The organism is Marinomonas phycocola, assembly GCF_047525455.1.
In the GTDB taxonomy this organism is placed as follows: Bacteria; Pseudomonadota; Gammaproteobacteria; order Pseudomonadales; family Marinomonadaceae; genus Marinomonas.
The window spans coordinates 1-18,949 of the sequence record NZ_JBLIXL010000005.1 but is presented as its reverse complement, the minus strand read 5'-3'; the positions used below and the strand labels follow the sequence as shown (position 1 = coordinate 18,949).

The window sequence follows — 18,949 nt, the reverse complement described above, 5'->3', positions numbered from 1 at the left end:
TAAAAATATATATAAATCATATTATTACAGCCTTTAAATCTTGTTGTAAACTACATGAATATGATGTGCTGTGAATAACACATTTATGTGTATAAAGTAGATAGTTATACAGTTGTGGAAAAATGAAGCCAACTTATTAAAAACTGTGCAAAACATAATGACTAGCTATCACCAAAGTTATTAACATCAGGTTTATACAGTATGGTTTTAACTATGTGTTTGAAAATAAAAGATTTTATTGTTTCTTTTGATAATTTAAACGCCTCTTCAAAAAAATACTATCCACAATAGACGTTATAAAAAAAGAACATTTTTTTCAATTTTTTCACTTTATGTGCAAAACTTTTCAAATTTTTAAAAATGTCAACGGTGAATAAGTCATAAATAAGAAATGAAATGTTAGAATCGAAAACGAAAATTAAGAGGGAGTGTGAATAAAATACGAAAATGAGATGGAGTCTGGGTGCGTACAGTATGAGAGTCTTCTATTCACTAACAGAAACAAGGACATCGATTTAATCATTCGATGTGATATACAGCCATATTTTCACTTCATATCTTTTATTGAATGAGAAGAGTTTGAAGGGCATTTGAGTGGTATTTTTTACCCACTGTATCTAAGCAGTGGAATAGATAAGGTGGCATGAAGAAAAAGGCTGAAGGACATTTTTATTATGATTGAATTCAAAATTTAATAGAAATGCCCTTAAGTTATTTAGAGCGAAACCATGGAGAGTTGTTATTTTCCTATGCAGAAAGATCCAAAAATACGTCCTAATAAATCATCACTAGTAAACGCTCCTGTTATTTCGTTAAGCGCGTTTTGTGCTTCCTTTAAATCTTCAGCGAGCAGTTCACCGGCACCAAAGCCATGAAGCTGATCACTGCCAGACACAAGAAACTTTGCCGTCTTATTTAACGCTTCTATATGGCGACGACGAGCAATAAAGCCCCCTTCTGTTGTACTGTCATACCCCATCACATCTTTTAAATGCTGAGTTAAATTTTCTATTCCTGTTTGTGTTTTTGCAGATAAAGAAATGACGGGAATGTCATTGACTGTATTCACTCCCGTACTTTCTTTTATTAAATCTATTTTATTTCGAACAATCGTAAGGTGATTGCGATTTTCTAATTTATTAACGAACTCTGGCCAGATAGTGGTAGGGTCTAAATTAGGTTCCGTATTACTATCAACCATTAATAGAATACGATCCGCTTTGTGTATTTCTTGCCATGCTCTTTGAATGCCTATTTGCTCAACTTCATCTGGGCTTTCTCTGAGCCCTGCTGTATCGATAATGTGTAAAGGCATACCATCTATATGGATATGCTCTCGTAAAACGTCTCTGGTTGTCCCTTCTATGTTGGTTACAATGGCGGACTCTTTACCTGAGAGAGCATTTAGCAAGCTTGATTTACCTGCATTTGGACGACCTGCAATCACAACATTCATCCCTTCTCTAATAATAGAGCCTTGCTTCGCTTCTTTTAGAACATCTTGCAGATTTTGTTGTATATTTGAGAGATCTCTTGCTACTTTTCCATCGCTGATAAAATCAATTTCTTCTTCAGGGAAATCAATGGCTGCTTCTACATAAATACGCAAATGAATAAGTGATTCAACGAGAAAATCAATTCGTTTAGAAAACGCTCCTTGAAGAGATCTTAATGCGCATCTAGCAGCCTGCTGTGATGATGAGTCGATTAAATCTGATATGGCTTCAGCTTGAGTTAAATCCATTTTATCGTTTAAAAATGCTCTTTCAGAAAACTCTCCAGGCCTTGCCAATCGTGCTCCTAGTTCAGTTGCTCTGCTTAATAGCATATCAATAATAACGGGGCCACCATGGCCTTGTAACTCAAACACATCCTCACCGGTGAATGAATTTGGACCAGGAAAATAGACAGCAATACCCATATCTATTTGTTCGTCATTACTGTCTTTAAAAGGAACATAATGAGCGTATCTAGCTTGAGGAGTAAATCCAATTATCTGTTGAGCAATTGTTAGACTGGCAGGGCCTGACAAACGAATAATTCCAACCCCTCCTCTTCCTGGTGGAGTTGCTTGGGCCACAATGGTGTCTTGATCAATAGAGTGACTAAAGTCGGTCATAAATTGGGATTTTCCTGATGTGTGAAAATAATTTTCTAGATTGTCTCCCAGCTTGTAAACAAGCGCAATAACTCTGTTTCGAGACACCAGCTTGAATGATCAAAAATGGATTTATAAATGTCATGGAGACAAGAGAGAGAAAATGTCTTTGATGAGTCAGATGATCTTATTTTATAAGTATTTAAATAAAAAAGGCCCACAATGTGAGCCTTTTTGGAATCGTTTTAAAAGATAAGTATTAAGCTTCTCTTTCGATTCGTTTTGTAATGATGTATTGCTGAATAATCGATAAAGTATTGTTGCAAACCCAATACAATACTAGACCACTTGGGAACCATAAGAAGAAAAACGTAAAAGCGATCGGCATGATTTTCATAATACGAGCTTGCATGGGATCTGGAGGTGTTGGATTCAACATCTGCTGACCAAGCATACTAAGACCCATCAGGATAGGTAAAACGAAGTACGGATCCATGTAAGATAGATCATCAATCCAAAGTATAAATGGTGCATGGCGTAGTTCAACACTTTCCATTAGTACCCAGTATAACGCTAAGAAAACAGGCATTTGTACTAAGATAGGTAAACAGCCCCCAAGCGGATTGATTTTTTCTTTCTTATAAAGCTCCATCATAGCGGCTGACATTTTTGTTCTGTCATCGCCATACTGTTCACGTAAACGAGTTAACTCTGGCCCAAATTTACGCATTTTCGCCATCGAACGATAACTTGCCGCAGAAAGTTTAAAGAACACTGCCTTAACACAGACTACGATCAAAATAATGGCTACACCCCAGTTGATAACAACAGATTGAATTGCTGTTAATAGCCAGAATAAAGGCTGAGCCAACCACCATAACCAACCATAATCTACGGTTAAATCTAAGTTTTCCGCCGTTGCTAAAAGTTGATCTTGTAGTTTAGGGCCGACATAGAATGTTGATGCTAGCGTGCCTTCTTGACCTGCTGCAATTTCAACACTGTTTCCTGTAAAGCCAATGAGGTTAAAGTCGTTATTTTTGCGTGCTTGAAGGGTAAAAGTTTGACCCTGCTCTGGAACCCATGCCGTAACAAAATAATGTTGAAGTAATGCAATCCAACCTTTTGTTGAGGTTATTTTCACAGGCTCTTCGGCCATGTCTGAGAAAGACACTTTCGAATAAGGTGTTTCTTCATTGGAGATAGCACCACCTAGGTAAGGCTGTAGCCCTAAGCTAGTCGTACTACTTGGATCTTCTGAATTATCACGTTTTATCTGTGCGAATAGATTACCTTTCCAAGCTGAATTAGATTGGTTATTTACAGTAATCAATTGACGAATCTTGTAGTCGCCTTCAGTAAAACGAAACGTTTTTGTGTATTGAACACCAAGTGCATCGGTGTAATACAAATTAACGTCTAAAGTTCCGTCACCTTCATTTAATTCATAAGACGTTTTTTCAGTCTTATAAACCGGACGGCCTTCTTTTGATGCGTCAGGTCCATTTGGACCGATCAGACCGCTTTGGGTAACGTAAGTACGTTGGGCACTATTTTCGAGAATGATTAATGGATCATCTTCACTAATAATACGCTTATATTGTAATAAAGAAGCATTGACGATATCGCCACCACTTGGATTAATTCCAATGTGTAACGTATCTGTGGTGACGCTAATGAGTTCACCTGATTTTATAACAGAAACGGTCCCCGGAATTTCCGAGTTACTGCTTGTTGTATCCGTAATAATAGCTGATGGTATATCGCTATCAGTACTTGTATTTGAAGGGGTTGATTGAGAGCTTTGAGCAACACTTTGTGTGGACGAAGAACCATAATCTTGGTTCCACTGTAAAAACAGCATATAGCCACTGACAAAAAGCGCACCCCATAAAAAGTAACGTCTGAAATCCATGGTATTCAACTAATTATTGATTGGTTAGACAATTGGTTCAAAAGAACCCTTTTAAAAACACGCGCTATTAAAACAGTCTTTTGCTGTTTTTTCAGCCTATTTTTGCTTTAAAGAGGCGTTTTTGGCTTTTGGGAAGAATTCTTAGACTTTTTAACGATTTGAATCCACGCTTTATCGAGTCTTTTCAATAAAGTTGCGTTATCAATATCTTTAATTCCTTGTCGAGAGAGGAACACAATATCAAATCCTGCTAGATCCAATTTGTGATGTCGAAAAGAGTTACGTACCAAGCGTTTAATACGATTTCTTCCAACGGCTCTTTTTTCCGTTTTTTTAGCGACAATCAAGCCTAACCTAGAAAGGTCATCGTTTCTTTTTGTTGCTAATAAGAGGAATTCCCCGGCAAAAACTTTCGAAGTAGTGTGATCGAATACGGTTTTATAATCCCCAGCCGTCAGAAGTCTGACTTGCCGGGGAAAACAAAAGTCGGTCATAAGCGAGATTATGCGCTTAGAACCTTGCGACCACGAGCACGACGACGATTTAGAATGTGACGTCCATTCTTCGTAGCCATACGAGCGCGGAAACCGTGATTGCGTTTGCGTTTTAAAACGCTAGGTTGAAATGTTCTTTTCATCTCTATTTACTCTTACTGAAGCAGTATTTCAGTTTTGAGGGTTAGCCTTAGCCAAGCCTCTACAATTTGATTCAAAATCAGGCGGCAAATTTTAATTAAGTTTGCTACGTAATTCAATGAATTTTAACTCTTTTTGATTAATATTTTTTCCACAATTCTATTCTACATTTATGCACAGTCTTTCTTTGTGATTTCTTGACTGCGTCGTGCTTACCACTATTTATTATCCACAAGTTGAAAGTGATTTACTTTTTTCTCATTTTAATTCATAAGGTTAAAGCTAGAAAAGCTGTGTATAAAAATGATCAAAAATATACAGAAGCTTGTTAATAATTTACATTTATATTCACAGGGTAAAGCAACCATAAACAGGTGTGTATAACTATTGGTGTTATTAACATTTCTCCTTCTTCAATAGTTTCTCAGTGAATAATTCTTTTTTTGTGGATAAGTTTTTCTTGGCACTGTATGATTTCATTCTATTTGTCTTTTTTATTATGGGGTATGCGTATCGTGTCTTTGGAGCATTGGGATCTTTGCTTAAAGCGGTTGCAAGACGAGTTCTCCGCTCAACAGTTCAATACTTGGATCCGTCCGTTACAAGTAGAGGTCTCTGATTTAGGTGATTTGCAATTAACCGCACCAAATCGATTTGTATTAGATTGGGTAATGAATAAGTATCAGACTCGTATAAAAGAAATCTTGTCTGAGATATATGGTAATGAGCCGTCCCCTAGTCTTATTTTTAGCGTGCGTTCACAAAGTATGGCGAAAGCGATAACATCTCCAACACCTGCGATTATATCGACGCCTGTAGCGATCGTTACGGACGATTCATCCAGACAACCTTTTAATACAGGGTTTGGATTAATGGACGGTGAATCAAATAGTCGTACGGACATTGAGTTCGAAGCACCATTGAAACTGAAAGAATCTTCTCTTATAGGGGCATTAGAGCCTTATGAGCAGGGTCAACTGCCTCTTAGCGCCACAAATCGTAAGGTAGAAGTTGAAGGTGGTATTAACCATGGAGCAAACTTAAACAACTCTTTTACGTTTGATAACTTTGTTGAGGGTAAGTCAAATCAACTTGCTCATGCTGCGGCATTGCAAATTGCAGAAAACCCAGGTGGTGCTTACAACCCTCTATTTATATATGGAGGGGTAGGTCTAGGTAAAACCCACTTAATGCAAGCAGTTGGTACTGAGCTGATGAGGCATAATCCAAATGCCAAAGTTGTGTATCTTCATTCAGAACGCTTTGTAGCCGATATGGTGAAAGCGCTTCAACTGAATGCCATTAATGATTTTAAACGCTATTACCGCTCTGTTGACGCTTTATTAATCGATGACATTCAATTTTTTGCGGGGAAAGATCGTACACAAGAAGAATTTTTTCATACTTTTAATGCCTTGTTAGAAGGTGGACAACAAATGATCCTTACGTGTGATCGATACCCTAAAGAAATTCAAGGGCTTGAAGATCGTTTGAAGTCTCGTTTTGGATGGGGATTAACCGTTGCGATTGAACCACCAGAATTAGAAACACGAGTTGCTATTTTAATGCGTAAAGCAGATGAAAGTGGCATTAAGTTGTCTTATGATTCTGCTTTCTTTATCGCACAAAAAATTCGTTCTAATGTTCGTGAATTAGAAGGTGCCTTAAAACGAGTCATTGCAAACTCTCATTTCACAGGTAGAGCCATTACGCCTGATTTTGTAAGAGAGTCGTTAAAAGATTTGTTAGCATTGCAGGATAAGCTGGTTAACATTGATAATATCCAACGAATTGTTGCAGAATATTATAAAATTAAAGTGAGTGATCTCCTATCCAAGCGCCGTAACCGCTCTATTGCCAGACCAAGACAAGTTGCTATGTCTTTAGCAAAAGAGCTAACTAGCCACAGTCTACCTGAGATTGGTGATGCTTTTGGTGGGCGTGATCATACCACTGCGCTCCATGCGATTCGTAAGATTAAAGAATTACAAGATACAGATTCTGATATCCGCGAAGATTACAAACAACTTATGCGAATTTTGACCACCTAATGATAGGTGATAAGTTAAGAAAACGGGGATCATAATGAAATTTTCAGTCGTCCGTGAGGCGCTACTTAAGCCACTTCAGCTTGTTGCTGGTGTAGTAGAACGTAAACAAACTATGCCTGTATTGGCTAATGTATTGGTAGAAGTTAAGGATAATATTCTAACTTTGACTGGGTCGGATTTAGAAGTAGAATTAATTAGTCATGTACCATTAGACGAATGCGAAGAAGGTCGTGTTACTGTACCGGCTCGTAAGTTGGTCGATATTTGTAAAAGTTTACCGGATTCAGCCGTTATTGAATTTCTTCTAGATGACCAAAAAGCAGTCATTCGTTCAGGTCGTTCACGTTTTAGTTTATCGACGTTACCTGCGGAAGAATTTCCAAATATTCAAGACATGCAAGGTGACTTATCTGTCATTGTTTCTCAATCAAGCGTCCGCCGCCTGATTGAAAGAACGGGCTTTGCAATGGCAAACCAAGACGTGCGTTATTACCTAAATGGTATGTTATTTGAGGTTGCGGATGGACAGTTACGTGTTGTTGCAACTGACGGACATCGTCTAGCAACGGCAATTGAAGATGCGCAAGTAACGGGTGACCTAACGCAAGTAATCATGCCTCGTAAAGGGGTATTAGAATTAAACCGCTTACTGAATGACTCTGAAGACACCGTTGAACTGCAAATTGGCAGTAATCACATCCGTGCCAAAGTAGCGGATTACGTCTTTACGTCTAAATTGGTGGAAGGTAAATTCCCTGATTACCATCGTGTCATCCCTCGTAATAATGAAAAAATCATTATTGCTGATCGTTTAGAGCTACGCCAAGTCTTTTTACGTGCATCGATTCTATCGAATGAGAAATACCGTGGTGTACGTCTGATTCTAAAAAATGGCATGTTGCAGGTTTTTGCAAATAACCCAGAGCAAGAAGAAGCGGAAGAGTCTGTTCTTGTTCAATATCAAGGTGACAACCTTGAAGTAGGCTTTAATGTTGGTTATTTATTGGATGTGTTGGGTGTAATTAACAGTCAAGAAGTGCGCATTTTATTAAATGATTCAAACAGCAGTGCCCTAGTGGAAGAATCCCAAAGCCATGCTGCACAGTATGTTGTAATGCCAATGCGTCTATAATATGGCTTCTCGATGAACCGTTTACAGTAATAAATGTAAACAGCCTCTGATTGAGCAATCTCCATCAGAGGCTGTTTATTATCTGAATATTTCGAGAAAAGGTTATTGGTAGCATGTCTATAGTCCGTTTGGACATTTCGAAAGTTCGTAATCTCGAAAAAATTTCGTTTGAACCTTCTCCTCAAGTGAATTTAATTTCGGGTGTTAATGGAAGCGGTAAAACATCCATTCTTGAAAGCATTCATCTGTTGTCTTTTGGGCGCTCCTTTCGGAGTTACAAACATAAAACCTACATCCAGCATGATCAAACGGAGAGTGTTGTGTTTGCTCAATTGAGCACACAACACAGCGATTTGATCTCTATGGGATTAAGGCGTGCTCGTGATGGTGAGATTGAAGTACGAATCCAAGGTCAGAAAGTACAATCGGTTGTCGAGCTGGCAGAACGTTTGCCAGTACAGCTAATCAACCCAGATGCGTTTCGATTATTAGAAGGTTCTCCGAAGATCCGTCGTCAATTTGTGGATTGGGGAGCCTTTCATTTCGATAATGGCTTTATAAATGCTTGGCGAGGGTGGCAAAAAGCATTAAAACAGCGCAATTCCTTGCTTAGACGTGGTAAAATATCGTCCAGTTTATTAATGGCTTTTGATCATGAATTGGTTCGTTTAGGGGATATGGTAAACCAGTATCGCTTAAATTATATTAGCCAACTTACACCGATTTTTTTATCAGTATTAGCTGAATTATCTGATTCAATTCAGGTTCGTTTGGTGTTTTCTCAAGGGTGGGACGCGACAAAAAGCCTGACGGATACAATGACGTTATCTTGCCAACGGGACATAGACATTGGTTACACTCAAGTAGGGCCTCAAAGAGCAGATTTGAGAGTAAAGACCGACGCTGGAGACGCATTAGATACCCTATCGAGAGGACAGCAGAAGTTAGTTGTTTCTGCTCTTAAAATTGCCCAAGGCAAAATGCTTATTGAAATGGGCTGCCCTTTGGTATTTTTAGTGGATGACTTACCTGCAGAATTAGACAGTCAGCACAGGCAAAAGTTGTGTGCTTTGTTAGAAGCGTTAAATAATCAAATTTTTATTACCAGTGTTGAGCCAGATATCATGGATTACACTTGGTCCGACACAACCGACGTTCGTCACTTTGAAATGAAAGACGGCGAATTGTCTTTATCCGAGCGAAGGTTTGCAGGAGAGTTAAATGAGTGAAAATAGTTACGATTCGTCCAGTATCAAAGTATTAAAAGGCCTTGATGCCGTTCGTAAAAGACCAGGAATGTACATCGGTGATACAGATGATGGAACAGGTCTGCATCATATGGTATTTGAGGTTGTCGATAACTCAATTGATGAAGCATTAGCGGGTCATTGCGATACAATCACTGTGACTATTCACCCAGATGAGTCTATCTCTGTTTCAGATAACGGCCGTGGCATCCCTGTTGATGTACACGAAGAAGAAGGCATATCGGCAGCCGAAGTTATTATGACGGTACTGCACGCTGGGGGTAAATTCGATGACAACTCCTATAAAGTGTCTGGTGGCCTTCATGGTGTTGGTGTCTCTGTTGTAAATGCGTTATCTAAAAGCTTGACGCTTACTATTCGTAAAGAGGGTAAAGTTTACGAGCAAGAATACGTTCATGGTGTTCCTCAAGCGCCACTGGCTATTATTGGTGAGTCGGACGGTGCAGGTACAACGGTTCATTTTGAACCTTCTGAAGAGACGTTTACGAACATTGTATTTGTTTACGATATTCTAGCGAAACGTCTACGAGAATTGTCTTTCTTAAATTCGGGTGTTGCTATTCATCTTAAAGACGAGCGTTCTGGTAAAGAGGATTTCTTTAACTATGACGGTGGCTTACGTTCTTTTGTTGAGCATTTGAATACCAATAAAACGCCAATAAATCAGATTTTCCACTTTATTTGTCAGCGTGATGATCTGGATGATGGTATCGCGGTGGAAGTCGCTTTACAGTGGAATGAAGGTTTCCAAGAAAACATTTATTGTTACACCAATAACATCCCTCAACGGGACGGCGGTGCTCACTTAGCAGGTTTCCGTGCTGCTTTAACTCGTACCTTAAACTCGTTTATTGAAAAAGAAGGCTTGGCTAAGAAATCGAAAGTAGCTACCACGGGTGATGACTGCCGTGAAGGTTTAACAGCAATCGTGTCTGTTAAAGTACCTGATCCAAAATTTTCGTCTCAAACGAAAGACAAACTTGTGTCTTCTGAAGTCAAAACCGCTGTTGAACAAGAAATGAGCCGTCGTTTTTCTGAATTCCTTTTAGAGTCTCCAAGCGAAGCAAAAATCATCGTTAATAAAATGATTGATGCTGCGCGTGCACGTGAAGCCGCACGTCGAGCTCGCGATATGACACGTCGTAAAGGTGCATTAGACATCGCTGGTTTGCCAGGTAAATTGGCGGATTGCCAAGAGAAAGACCCTGCTCTTTCTGAAATCTATCTAGTGGAGGGTGATTCCGCTGGTGGGTCTGCAAAACAAGGTCGTGATCGACGTACACAAGCAATTTTGCCGTTGAAAGGTAAGATTTTGAATGTTGAAAAAGCTCGCTTTGATAAAATGCTGTCCTCGGCTGAAGTCGGTACTTTGATCACTGCATTAGGTTGCGGTATTGGTCGAGATGAATTTAATGTCGAGAAATTGCGTTACCATAGTATCGTTATCATGACTGATGCGGACGTGGATGGATCTCACATTCGTACCTTATTACTGACGTTCTTTTTCCGCCAAATGCCAGAAGTGATTGAACGTGGTCATATCTTTATTGCACAGCCACCTTTGTTTAAAATTAAACGTGGTAAACAAGAGCAATATATTAAAGATGAACACGCTCTTGATCAGCACTTGATTGAAGTCGCGTTAGATGGTGCAAATATGTTCGTTAATGAAGATGCGCCTGCTATTCATGGCGAGCCTCTTTCTAAGATGATGCACGATTACATTCGTATAGAAGACGACATCAATCGTATGTCGCGTGTGTATCCTAGAGACGTAATGAGTAAGCTATTGTACTGCAAAAAGTTAACTCAAGACGATTTAAAAGAAGAAGCAACGGTCATTGAATGGGTTGACACAATACGCTCAATGATGCCTCTGGATGCTCGTACGGGTTTCCGTTTTGACTTCTCTGTTGAATTTGATGTTGAACGCAGTGATTACCTGCCTGTTGTAGAAATCATGTCTCACGGTGTATCGAATCGTTATCGTTTTGAAGCGGCTTTCTTCCATTCTCCAGAGTACAAACGTTTGGTAGACATGTCGGAATTAGTAAGTGAAATCTTTAGTAAAGAATCTTTCATTAAACGTGGTGAACGCCGTCAAAGAGTAGAAACGGTTGAAGAAATGAAAGCGTGGTTAATGAAAGAAGCATCACGTGGCATGTCCATTCAGCGATACAAAGGATTGGGAGAGATGAACCCAGATCAACTTTGGGAAACAACAATGGACCCAGATGCGCGCCGTATGTTGAGAGTGACCATTGACGATGCGGTTGCAGCCGATCAAATGTTCACTACCTTAATGGGTGACGAAGTAGAACCACGTCGTCACTTCATTCAAGACAATGCACTAACGGTTGAAAACTTAGACGTTTAATGTAAGTTTAAGTTTGTCAAATCTCATATTGAGTGGGATATCGTCTCATAAGTATGAGATATGATCTCATTTTGAATGATCTGTAAAAATAAAGCAGCCGGTTGGCTGCTTTTTTATTTACAATCTTCAAGATCATTATTGGAGTATAAAAATCACTTAGAAGCTTGTTATTGCATAAGTGGCAAAGGGCAGGTGTTAGAGGAAAATGGAGCTGTTCATGAAATCGAGGTTGGCACTGTTTACGTTCTTGATAAGAGCGATAAGCATGTATTAATTAATGCTAGCGAAGAGGACTTCGTACTAGTAAGTGTTTTTAACCCTCTTTTAAAAGGAACTGAAGTCCATTCTCTGGATGGCTCAGTTTCTTCAGCATATTAGTTGGAACCATGATATGAGTAGAAAACTAGTTGATTTTCTTTTCTTTTCTTTAACTCGCTATTTTCATCAAGATTGGCTGATCAATTAGTTCTCTTTATGGTTCCTTTAATAGTGTATAAATTGACGGGGAGTGCTTCGATATCAGGGATTGCTTTTTTCTAGAAACCCTCCCAAGGTTTTTATCTTTTCCGATTGCAGGGATCTTGTGTGATCACCTATCACCTTACAAAGTGATTAATTTTAGCCAAAAAACCCGATTTATCATTATTTCTTTAGGGTTGTTAGGGAATTTTTTTGTAGATAGTGTTTACTGGCTGATCGCAATTTCCGCGTTTACAGGTATTGCTACAAGCTTTGGGGCGATAGCTCGTGAGGTTATAATCCCGCAAGCATTTAAGCATGCTCGTTTAGAAAAAGTGATGTCTTTCACCTCTCTCTCGGATCAGCTTGGTATCGTTGCTGGACCTGTTCTAGCAGTCGCTTTGTTAGAGTTCTTAGATTGGGAAGTTGTACTTATAATTGGTGCTTTGCTTTTTGTTTTATCTGATTTGCTTATTAAATTTTGGAATAATGAGAGCGCAGTAGAAATTAAAACACTAAACGAAGATAAAATAGACATAGTTCACTCTATTAAGGTTTCATGTGGCCATATAATAAAGTTGAATGGTTTATTGCCAGCAATTATTTTAGCTTTCTCTATTAATCTAATCTTAGGGACGGCACTTGCATCCGTAGTGCCCATGTACACAGGTACTTACGAGTAAGGAAGTTTATCATACGGTGTTCTGCAAGCATTTAGTGCTATATCAGCTATGTTTGTTCTGTTCTTAATTGCTAGTTATAAAATCAGGATTGGGTTACTAGGAGGGATTGGTTTTATGGCAATTTCGATTGGAGCTTTGATGACTGCTTTGGCTAGTAATTATATTATTTATTTTCTAGGCTTTGTTCTTATAATTGCCTTCGATAAAATGTTCAATATCTTCGTTAGATCCCTAAGAGTGAAGGTTATTCCTCCAATCGAACTTGGAAAAACAACAGGATTAATTGTTCTCTTAAATAATATGTCGCCACCTCTTGCTGGATTGATAGTTGCTTCATTCGTGGGTTTTATCGATTTGCAAAGCATCGTAATATATCTCAATATCGCTGCTGTTTTACTGGGGCTAGGGGCTTTGAATTATGCCGTCTCAAAGGTAACCTCATGGTAAAGAGCACATAGTTTTGTGTGCCTTATGTCATTTTGATATGAGATTTGACATTGTCGGATCTCGTAATCTTTGAAAATTAGTCTCACATTCGTGAAATACAAATATCAAGGCCACTCTCATGAGTGGCCTTGATATTTGTAGGGTTACCTGATCTCGTATCTAATTTTTGTATTTGGCTAAAGTGGTATAGACCCACTTTTGTAGACATTTTATAGCGTAATAATGCCATTTTCTTTAAGTTTTAATATTTTAATATATTGGATTAATAGTAACTGTCCGATGTGTTTTTTTAATTATTATAGGCTTTGGTAAAATCTCTACCTCTATGTCATCACTTAAATGTGTGATACAAGGTAGAATGTAATTAACACCTAAACCATTATGTATTTTTGATTTCACTACAACCTTACAAGCTTTACATCGTCCTCTTCTACAGGAGCTTGAAATTGGTAGCATCATACTTTCAATACATTCTAATATTGAATTATCAGAACTAAATTTATCTGTATGCTTAATTCCATCATGTATAACGTTCAGTTTATACTTTTTCATATTTACACTATAGTTAACATTTGATTACTTATGAAATAAAGACCAGTAAGGACTAAAAGCCCTCCCATAATTTTATTAAAGACGATAACTTTTTTTTCATTATTCAGTACTATGTTGAACTTTTCTCCAATTATTGTCCAAAGTATCATTGAAAAAAAAGTTATGATAAAAAATATTAATACAAACATTGCTATAGAGCTGTTTCCTGATTGTGAAAACATAGATATTCCTGCTACCGCTACAATATATCCTTTGGGGTTAAACCACTGCAATATTAATCCATCATGTAATTTAAGAAGAGTATTATCAGATTCTCTATTTGATATGGATGATTTTGATAATGATACTTTATAACCCATATACATTATATATAGAGATCCAATTATAGTTACTAGAATTAATATTTTTGGGTATAAATCGGCAACTGTCATTAGCCCAAATGCAACCGATGCTAATAATGATGTAAATCCTAAAGCAGCACCAATTATAAATGGTATTGTTCTTGCTAGCCCATTACTTAATCCTGATGATATAAGCATCATATTAATTGGCCCAGGTAATAAATTCATTGTTAATGCAAATGTAACCATTGCTGTTAGTATTGATGCAGTCATATTTTTTCTCTATTAATTTAATTAACAAACCATTAATCAATAATAGTTTAGTGTATTATTTTTCAATAATTTTAGACTTATTATGACCAAAGGTTTAATGAGCCATCTTTCTTCAACCCGATAAATGAAGATTGAGAAAACCTGTCAGATCCAGAGTGGCCTTTAACTTCATGGAAATTCTGGCTGTTGAATAAAATTAAATCACCTACTTCGGGAGTTATTTTTAAAAAATTTGAGTTATTAAGAACATCATATTGATAAAAATAGTCACCTTCGTTTTTATAATTTTCACTATTTTCTGAATGAACAGTGTCATAAATTATAACTTCTCCTCCGCCTTCTAAATATGTTAGGTAATAAATATTCCAACTCAATTGCTTTATAACCTCGGACACCGCCCAAGCACTTCCTATGTGAATCGGAGCATAATCTACGTGCAACTTACCATGCCCTTTGAAACTTCTGAAAGTTCCTGCAAAATAGTTCCCATAATTCTTTTCATTAAAAATTCTCACAGCATTCACAGTAAATTTAGATAGTTCGTTTATTACCATGTCAACTGGATCTATATCTACTTTTTTAAAAACATCTTTAAAGACTTCTAAAGCGTTGTCACGCTCATTAAAATAAAACTTTTTATCTTTGTCTGCATATTGACTATGACAAACGCCTAAATTGTAAACTGGTATTTTTTTTAAATGAGAGTAACTACCAAAATCAATATTTTTCAATGCTTTCGATACCTCTTCACAAGTATCTAACGGAATAAAGTTCTTAATAATTATCCCAGGTATTTTGTGATCTAATAGCAATTTTAAGTTGTCACTTGTTAAATCACATAGCTTATTTTTTATCCAATTAGTCATATTTACCAGCCTGTATTATTGAATAAAAGTTTTACTTTTTATAAAAAGCACTGCATTTTCAGCATTTTTTCTTGCATCTTCATTATTTTTTCCTGTACACATCACTTGCGCAATCCAACTGAAATTTGAATCTATACCGTAATTTATGTCACCAATTTTCGCATGTTCCCATACTTCTTTTACCCCTGGAAGCCTTTTTACATCATTAATATTAGGGAAGGATCTTATTACTCCTTTCTTATTACTTATAAAACACTCCCAAGCTGCAGAAATAGAATTTGTATACGATAGCCTCTCATTTGAGACGACCAATCCTAGGCACAAATCAATACAATCTCCTACAATATTAGAACCCGTTGATAGATCCATCATCACCGAGTGCCCACTGCCTCCAACTCTTGCATTTATCTCGATTAAATGGATACCTGTCTTTGTAATAATCATTTCTATATGACTAGGTCCAAAATCGTAACCGACTGCATTAAGTGAAGATTTTGCTTTATTAATAATTTCTTCTTCTCTGTTTTTAATAGGAAATGATGAACCTATTTCGATACTTTCATTAATTATTTTCCTGTCAGATATTCCGATAATATTATGTATTTTTTCACTAGATGTAATCACTTCAACGCTAATTATTTCACCAACAAGATAGTCTTCGATAACTAATTCTCTGGACACTCCTTCATATTCTAATTTATTTAGACGCTCTATTAATGAATCAATATCTTTTTCTGCATGACAAACGAAAGCACCTAAACTTGAATGACCTTTATTTGGTTTTATAAAGAATGGATAATTAAGTTCTCTTTTAATTAGAGTTAATTCATTAGCATTCTTTATTAACCTATAGCTCACGTTATCTACATCACTATCTATCATGGTTTTTCTGAAACTAGATTTGTTTTGAGATATATCAATCGATTCTACACTTGTTCCTTTTAGACTTAACTCTTTACAAATTGATGCAACAGTACGAACTCTAATATCAGCGAACGTCAATACTGCATCTACAACTCCTATATTTTTTTTAATATTAAAAACTACGTCATTAACATTGTTAGAATCTTTAACACTTATAATTTCATCGATATAATCTAACTTATATCGACTAGATTTTGGAAACCACCGAGAGTATCTTGATATATCATCGGTAACTAATACTGATTTATACCCTTTATTTTTACAGTATAAAAAGGCATCTAATCCACTGAAATTTGTTTCAATAAAAACCACTATTTTTAAATAATTTTTTTTCATAAAACGCTCATAATTTTATTTTTAAATTTCTGCATAAAAAATATAATTGTAAAAAATTATTTATGCAGAATTTCATCATTAAATATCTGAAATTACCACAGATTTCATTCTAGACCAGAAATCATTCCAAAATAAAATACCTTCATCAAATGATTTTTCAAATAAAAATTTCTGCTCATCACTGCCACAAAACCTAAGAAAATTTGCTATCGAATGTCTAATATGTTCACTTTCGTCTTCCCTGTGTATTTGAAAGAATTTACTTTTGGATAAAATATCATTACATTTATCGTTATAGCATAATCCATTAAATAACATTTCCACATTTTCTTCTGCTATTATTTCAAAACTTAATAAAAGTCCGACAATTCCATACTGGCTTATATTATTATCCATAACACTATCCAACTCAGATAGAACTCTAGTCATAGAAGATGAAATATGATTTTCTGGAATGTCTATTCCTATTTCACTCACTGCATCTAAAAATAGCTTTGAATGTATGTAATCTTTATCCCGCCCTCCTAGCTCATCGTATGCGATTTGAATTAAGTGATGTTGCCTCTCCGGATCTGTCGTTAAAACAACAGCTTTACTTATAAAACCAGGAACGTACCGAGTAAACTCATACCATGCAATAGATACTTTTTTTGCAGTTTCTATAGATCTTAAGTTATTTAATGTAAAATCAATTTCATCAAATATACTTTTTCTATTAGATCTTTCTAAATAATACTGAGTCCAATAGACCACATCAGGATGATCAAAATCATATACTTCTTCTGGGATTAAGTACTTTCTAGTAGAACTGTCAATAGAAAAATTTGCATTCATATTTATTTCCTTATAATTGATTTTAATAGTAAGTATCAGATCGTTTTCACAGTTTGATTTCAGACTTGAAATGATAGGTCTCATATAAAGGCTTGACTAATCATTATTTCTACCAATAGACTGTAGATAAACTACTGCCTATTAAGGACAATAATGCACTCTTCTAATTTGAAAGCGTTAAAAATGTTTGATGCTGCTTCTCGTCATTTAAACTTTAGATTAGCAGCAGAAGAGCTAAACTTGACTCAAGGAGCTGTGGCGCAACAAGTACGAAATTTAGAGAGCAATTTGAAAGTAGCTTTATTTCACAGACGGGCAAGAGGTTTAGAACTAACAGATAATGGTAAAGATTATCAACGTCAGATACATCGGGCCTTGACAATAATAGACTCTGCAACAGCAAAATTAATTAAGAAAAACAATCAAATAACACTAAGTGTTACGCCTTCTTTTGCCAGTAAATGGTTAGTACCTCGCCTAGCAAAATTCACTTCGGATCACCCGGACATAGATCTACGCATTGTGGCCAGTGGGAATCTCAGTAACTTCAAGACAGACGGTATAGATATCGCGGTCCGTATTACAAAAAAGCCTTTTTCGTTGGAGCATGACGTTATTGAACTAGCGCCCATTACTCTCTGTGCCGTTTGTAGTATGGAGTTTTCCTCTAAACTTACTACTCCTACTTGGCCTTTCGACTTCCACAAATATCAATTAATTCAAGATGGGCACTTTTATTGGGAGTACTTGTTAGAATCTATTAAAAATACAAATTCCTCAAAAATATTACAGTTTAACCAGACCTCTCTAGCTATTGATGCTGCAGCAAACGGCCAAGGAATTACTTTATCACCACTAATTCTTGTCTCAGAAGAGATAGCCAGTGGTAAGTTAGTTGATCTCTGGCGCACGAAAGATAATGGATCAGAAAATGCATACTATTTATTATCGCTTAAATCAGCACCAGAGAACTCGTCCAGAGATCAGGTTATTCATTGGCTATTAAATGCAGCTAGAGAGAGCATCGCCATGTAGGACGTTCAGGATATGGCAAGGCTGTATCCATGAGGTTATTAAAAATCAATCTGATGGCTTTGTTTTTTACGAATCATCTAGGCCAACAATAAATTTAATTTATATATTTCAATAACTTATCAATAAAACTAGACACTCATAGATCAATCCGAGACATATATGGACACTCCGGGGTAGTCAAGGGCGCAGTTCGCCGCATCACTCTTTTTAGGGTGATTTTTTACTTTCTTATTAACTAATCTTGATCTTTTTCTTGTCGATCATCACTGATGAAGGGTCGTACTGACATATATCCGTAAGCGTCCGGTGAGTTACACCTTAATCTAGCACCTTAGATACGACATAGTTATGACTTTTGGAGTAATGACTGTGTTCAATACAAACGATTCCCTTCCTGTCATTCTGATTTGTGGTCCAACCGATATGCGTAAATCCATTGATGGCTTGACGGCTATCGTTGTGTACGACTTAGAACAAGAACCGTGCTCAGATCGTTTATTCGTCTTTTGCGGTCGAACTCGTAATCGTCTCAAAATCCTGCAATGGTCTACTAATGGTTTTTGGTTGCATTACAAACGCTTAGAAAAAGGTGTGTTTCAATGGCCTGGCATCGAAGATGAGCAATTGTCTCTGCAAGTATCACCAAGGCAGCTCAATTGGCTATTGGGTGGCTTACCTATCCATCTCGATCAAGCTCACCCCAAAGTAGCGTACCGTTATCAC

General features: G+C 36.9%; 17 protein-coding genes and 1 pseudogene. 9 read left to right on the top strand and 9 right to left on the bottom strand.

Features of this window, described 5'->3' with window-relative positions; genetic code table 11:
- Positions 1 to 739 precede the first annotated feature (739 nt).
- From mnmE to rpmH, 4 genes are all read right to left on the bottom strand, one after another.
- Entirely contained in the window at positions 740 to 2,119 is a 1,380-nt protein-coding gene (gene mnmE / locus ACMUMJ_RS05215) for a tRNA uridine-5-carboxymethylaminomethyl(34) synthesis GTPase MnmE (protein ID WP_414677732.1), read from the bottom strand.
- Positions 2,120 to 2,357: 238 nt separating this feature from the next.
- Positions 2,358 to 4,013, bottom strand: coding sequence for a membrane protein insertase YidC (gene yidC, locus ACMUMJ_RS05210; protein ID WP_414677731.1), 1,656 nt, complete (start codon positions 4,011 to 4,013; stop codon positions 2,358 to 2,360).
- A 107-nt stretch (positions 4,014 to 4,120) separates the two neighbouring features.
- Positions 4,121 to 4,507, bottom strand: coding sequence for a ribonuclease P protein component (rnpA, locus tag ACMUMJ_RS05205; protein ID WP_414677730.1), 387 nt, complete (start codon positions 4,505 to 4,507; stop codon positions 4,121 to 4,123).
- An 8-nt stretch (positions 4,508 to 4,515) separates the two neighbouring features.
- Positions 4,516 to 4,650 (bottom strand): 50S ribosomal protein L34, encoded by a 135-nt coding sequence (gene rpmH, locus ACMUMJ_RS05200; protein ID WP_414677729.1) that lies wholly within the window; start codon positions 4,648 to 4,650, stop codon positions 4,516 to 4,518.
- Between the two features lie 513 nt (positions 4,651 to 5,163).
- Here rpmH and dnaA point away from each other — a divergent pair.
- From dnaA to ACMUMJ_RS05165, 7 genes and pseudogenes are all read left to right on the top strand, one after another.
- The gene (dnaA, locus tag ACMUMJ_RS05195; protein WP_414677893.1) at positions 5,164 to 6,699 is read left to right on the top strand and encodes a chromosomal replication initiator protein DnaA; all 1,536 of its coding nucleotides are present in this window, start codon (positions 5,164 to 5,166) and stop codon (positions 6,697 to 6,699) included.
- Between the two features lie 34 nt (positions 6,700 to 6,733).
- On the top strand, positions 6,734 to 7,831 hold the full coding sequence (gene dnaN / locus ACMUMJ_RS05190) for a DNA polymerase III subunit beta (protein WP_414677728.1): 1,098 nt from the start codon (positions 6,734 to 6,736) through the stop codon (positions 7,829 to 7,831).
- Between the two features lie 113 nt (positions 7,832 to 7,944).
- Positions 7,945 to 9,052 (top strand): annotated as a pseudogene (gene recF / locus ACMUMJ_RS05185) (DNA replication/repair protein RecF).
- Positions 9,053 to 11,476: a DNA topoisomerase (ATP-hydrolyzing) subunit B gene (gyrB, locus tag ACMUMJ_RS05180; protein WP_414677727.1), complete on the top strand. Its 2,424-nt coding sequence runs from the start codon at positions 9,053 to 9,055 to the stop codon at positions 11,474 to 11,476.
- 75 nt (positions 11,477 to 11,551) lie between these two features.
- Positions 11,552 to 11,854: an ectoine synthase gene (locus ACMUMJ_RS05175; protein WP_414677726.1), complete on the top strand. Its 303-nt coding sequence runs from the start codon at positions 11,552 to 11,554 to the stop codon at positions 11,852 to 11,854.
- Positions 11,855 to 11,973: 119 nt separating this feature from the next.
- Complete coding sequence (locus tag ACMUMJ_RS05170) at positions 11,974 to 12,618, top strand: MFS transporter (RefSeq protein ID WP_414677892.1); 645 nt, start codon at positions 11,974 to 11,976, stop codon at positions 12,616 to 12,618.
- A gap of 114 nt (positions 12,619 to 12,732) precedes the next feature.
- Positions 12,733 to 13,065, top strand: coding sequence for a hypothetical protein (locus ACMUMJ_RS05165; RefSeq protein WP_414677725.1), 333 nt, complete (start codon positions 12,733 to 12,735; stop codon positions 13,063 to 13,065).
- Positions 13,066 to 13,314: 249 nt separating this feature from the next.
- Here the strand turns inward: ACMUMJ_RS05165 and ACMUMJ_RS05160 are convergent, their stop codons facing one another.
- From ACMUMJ_RS05160 to ACMUMJ_RS05140, 5 genes are all read right to left on the bottom strand, one after another.
- Positions 13,315 to 13,617: a 2Fe-2S iron-sulfur cluster-binding protein gene (locus ACMUMJ_RS05160; RefSeq protein WP_414677724.1), complete on the bottom strand. Its 303-nt coding sequence runs from the start codon at positions 13,615 to 13,617 to the stop codon at positions 13,315 to 13,317.
- Between the two features lie 2 nt (positions 13,618 to 13,619).
- Positions 13,620 to 14,231 (bottom strand): LysE family translocator, encoded by a 612-nt coding sequence (locus ACMUMJ_RS05155; RefSeq protein WP_414677723.1) that lies wholly within the window; start codon positions 14,229 to 14,231, stop codon positions 13,620 to 13,622.
- A gap of 80 nt (positions 14,232 to 14,311) precedes the next feature.
- Positions 14,312 to 15,097 carry a 2OG-Fe(II)-dependent halogenase WelO5 family protein gene (locus ACMUMJ_RS05150; RefSeq protein WP_414677722.1) on the bottom strand — a complete coding sequence of 262 codons (786 nt, stop codon included), beginning with the start codon at positions 15,095 to 15,097 and terminating at the stop codon, positions 14,312 to 14,314.
- 15 nt (positions 15,098 to 15,112) lie between these two features.
- Positions 15,113 to 16,357 (bottom strand): ATP-grasp domain-containing protein, encoded by a 1,245-nt coding sequence (locus tag ACMUMJ_RS05145; protein WP_414677721.1) that lies wholly within the window; start codon positions 16,355 to 16,357, stop codon positions 15,113 to 15,115.
- 78 nt (positions 16,358 to 16,435) lie between these two features.
- On the bottom strand, positions 16,436 to 17,191 hold the full coding sequence (locus ACMUMJ_RS05140) for an iron-containing redox enzyme family protein (protein WP_414677720.1): 756 nt from the start codon (positions 17,189 to 17,191) through the stop codon (positions 16,436 to 16,438).
- Between the two features lie 153 nt (positions 17,192 to 17,344).
- Between ACMUMJ_RS05140 and ACMUMJ_RS05135 the strand changes: the two genes are divergently transcribed.
- Positions 17,345 to 18,226 carry a LysR substrate-binding domain-containing protein gene (locus ACMUMJ_RS05135; RefSeq protein WP_414677719.1) on the top strand — a complete coding sequence of 294 codons (882 nt, stop codon included), beginning with the start codon at positions 17,345 to 17,347 and terminating at the stop codon, positions 18,224 to 18,226.
- 369 nt (positions 18,227 to 18,595) lie between these two features.
- Positions 18,596 to 18,949: IS66 family insertion sequence element accessory protein TnpB (tnpB, locus tag ACMUMJ_RS05130; protein ID WP_414677718.1), on the top strand; the 354-nt coding region annotated here is incomplete at its 3' end.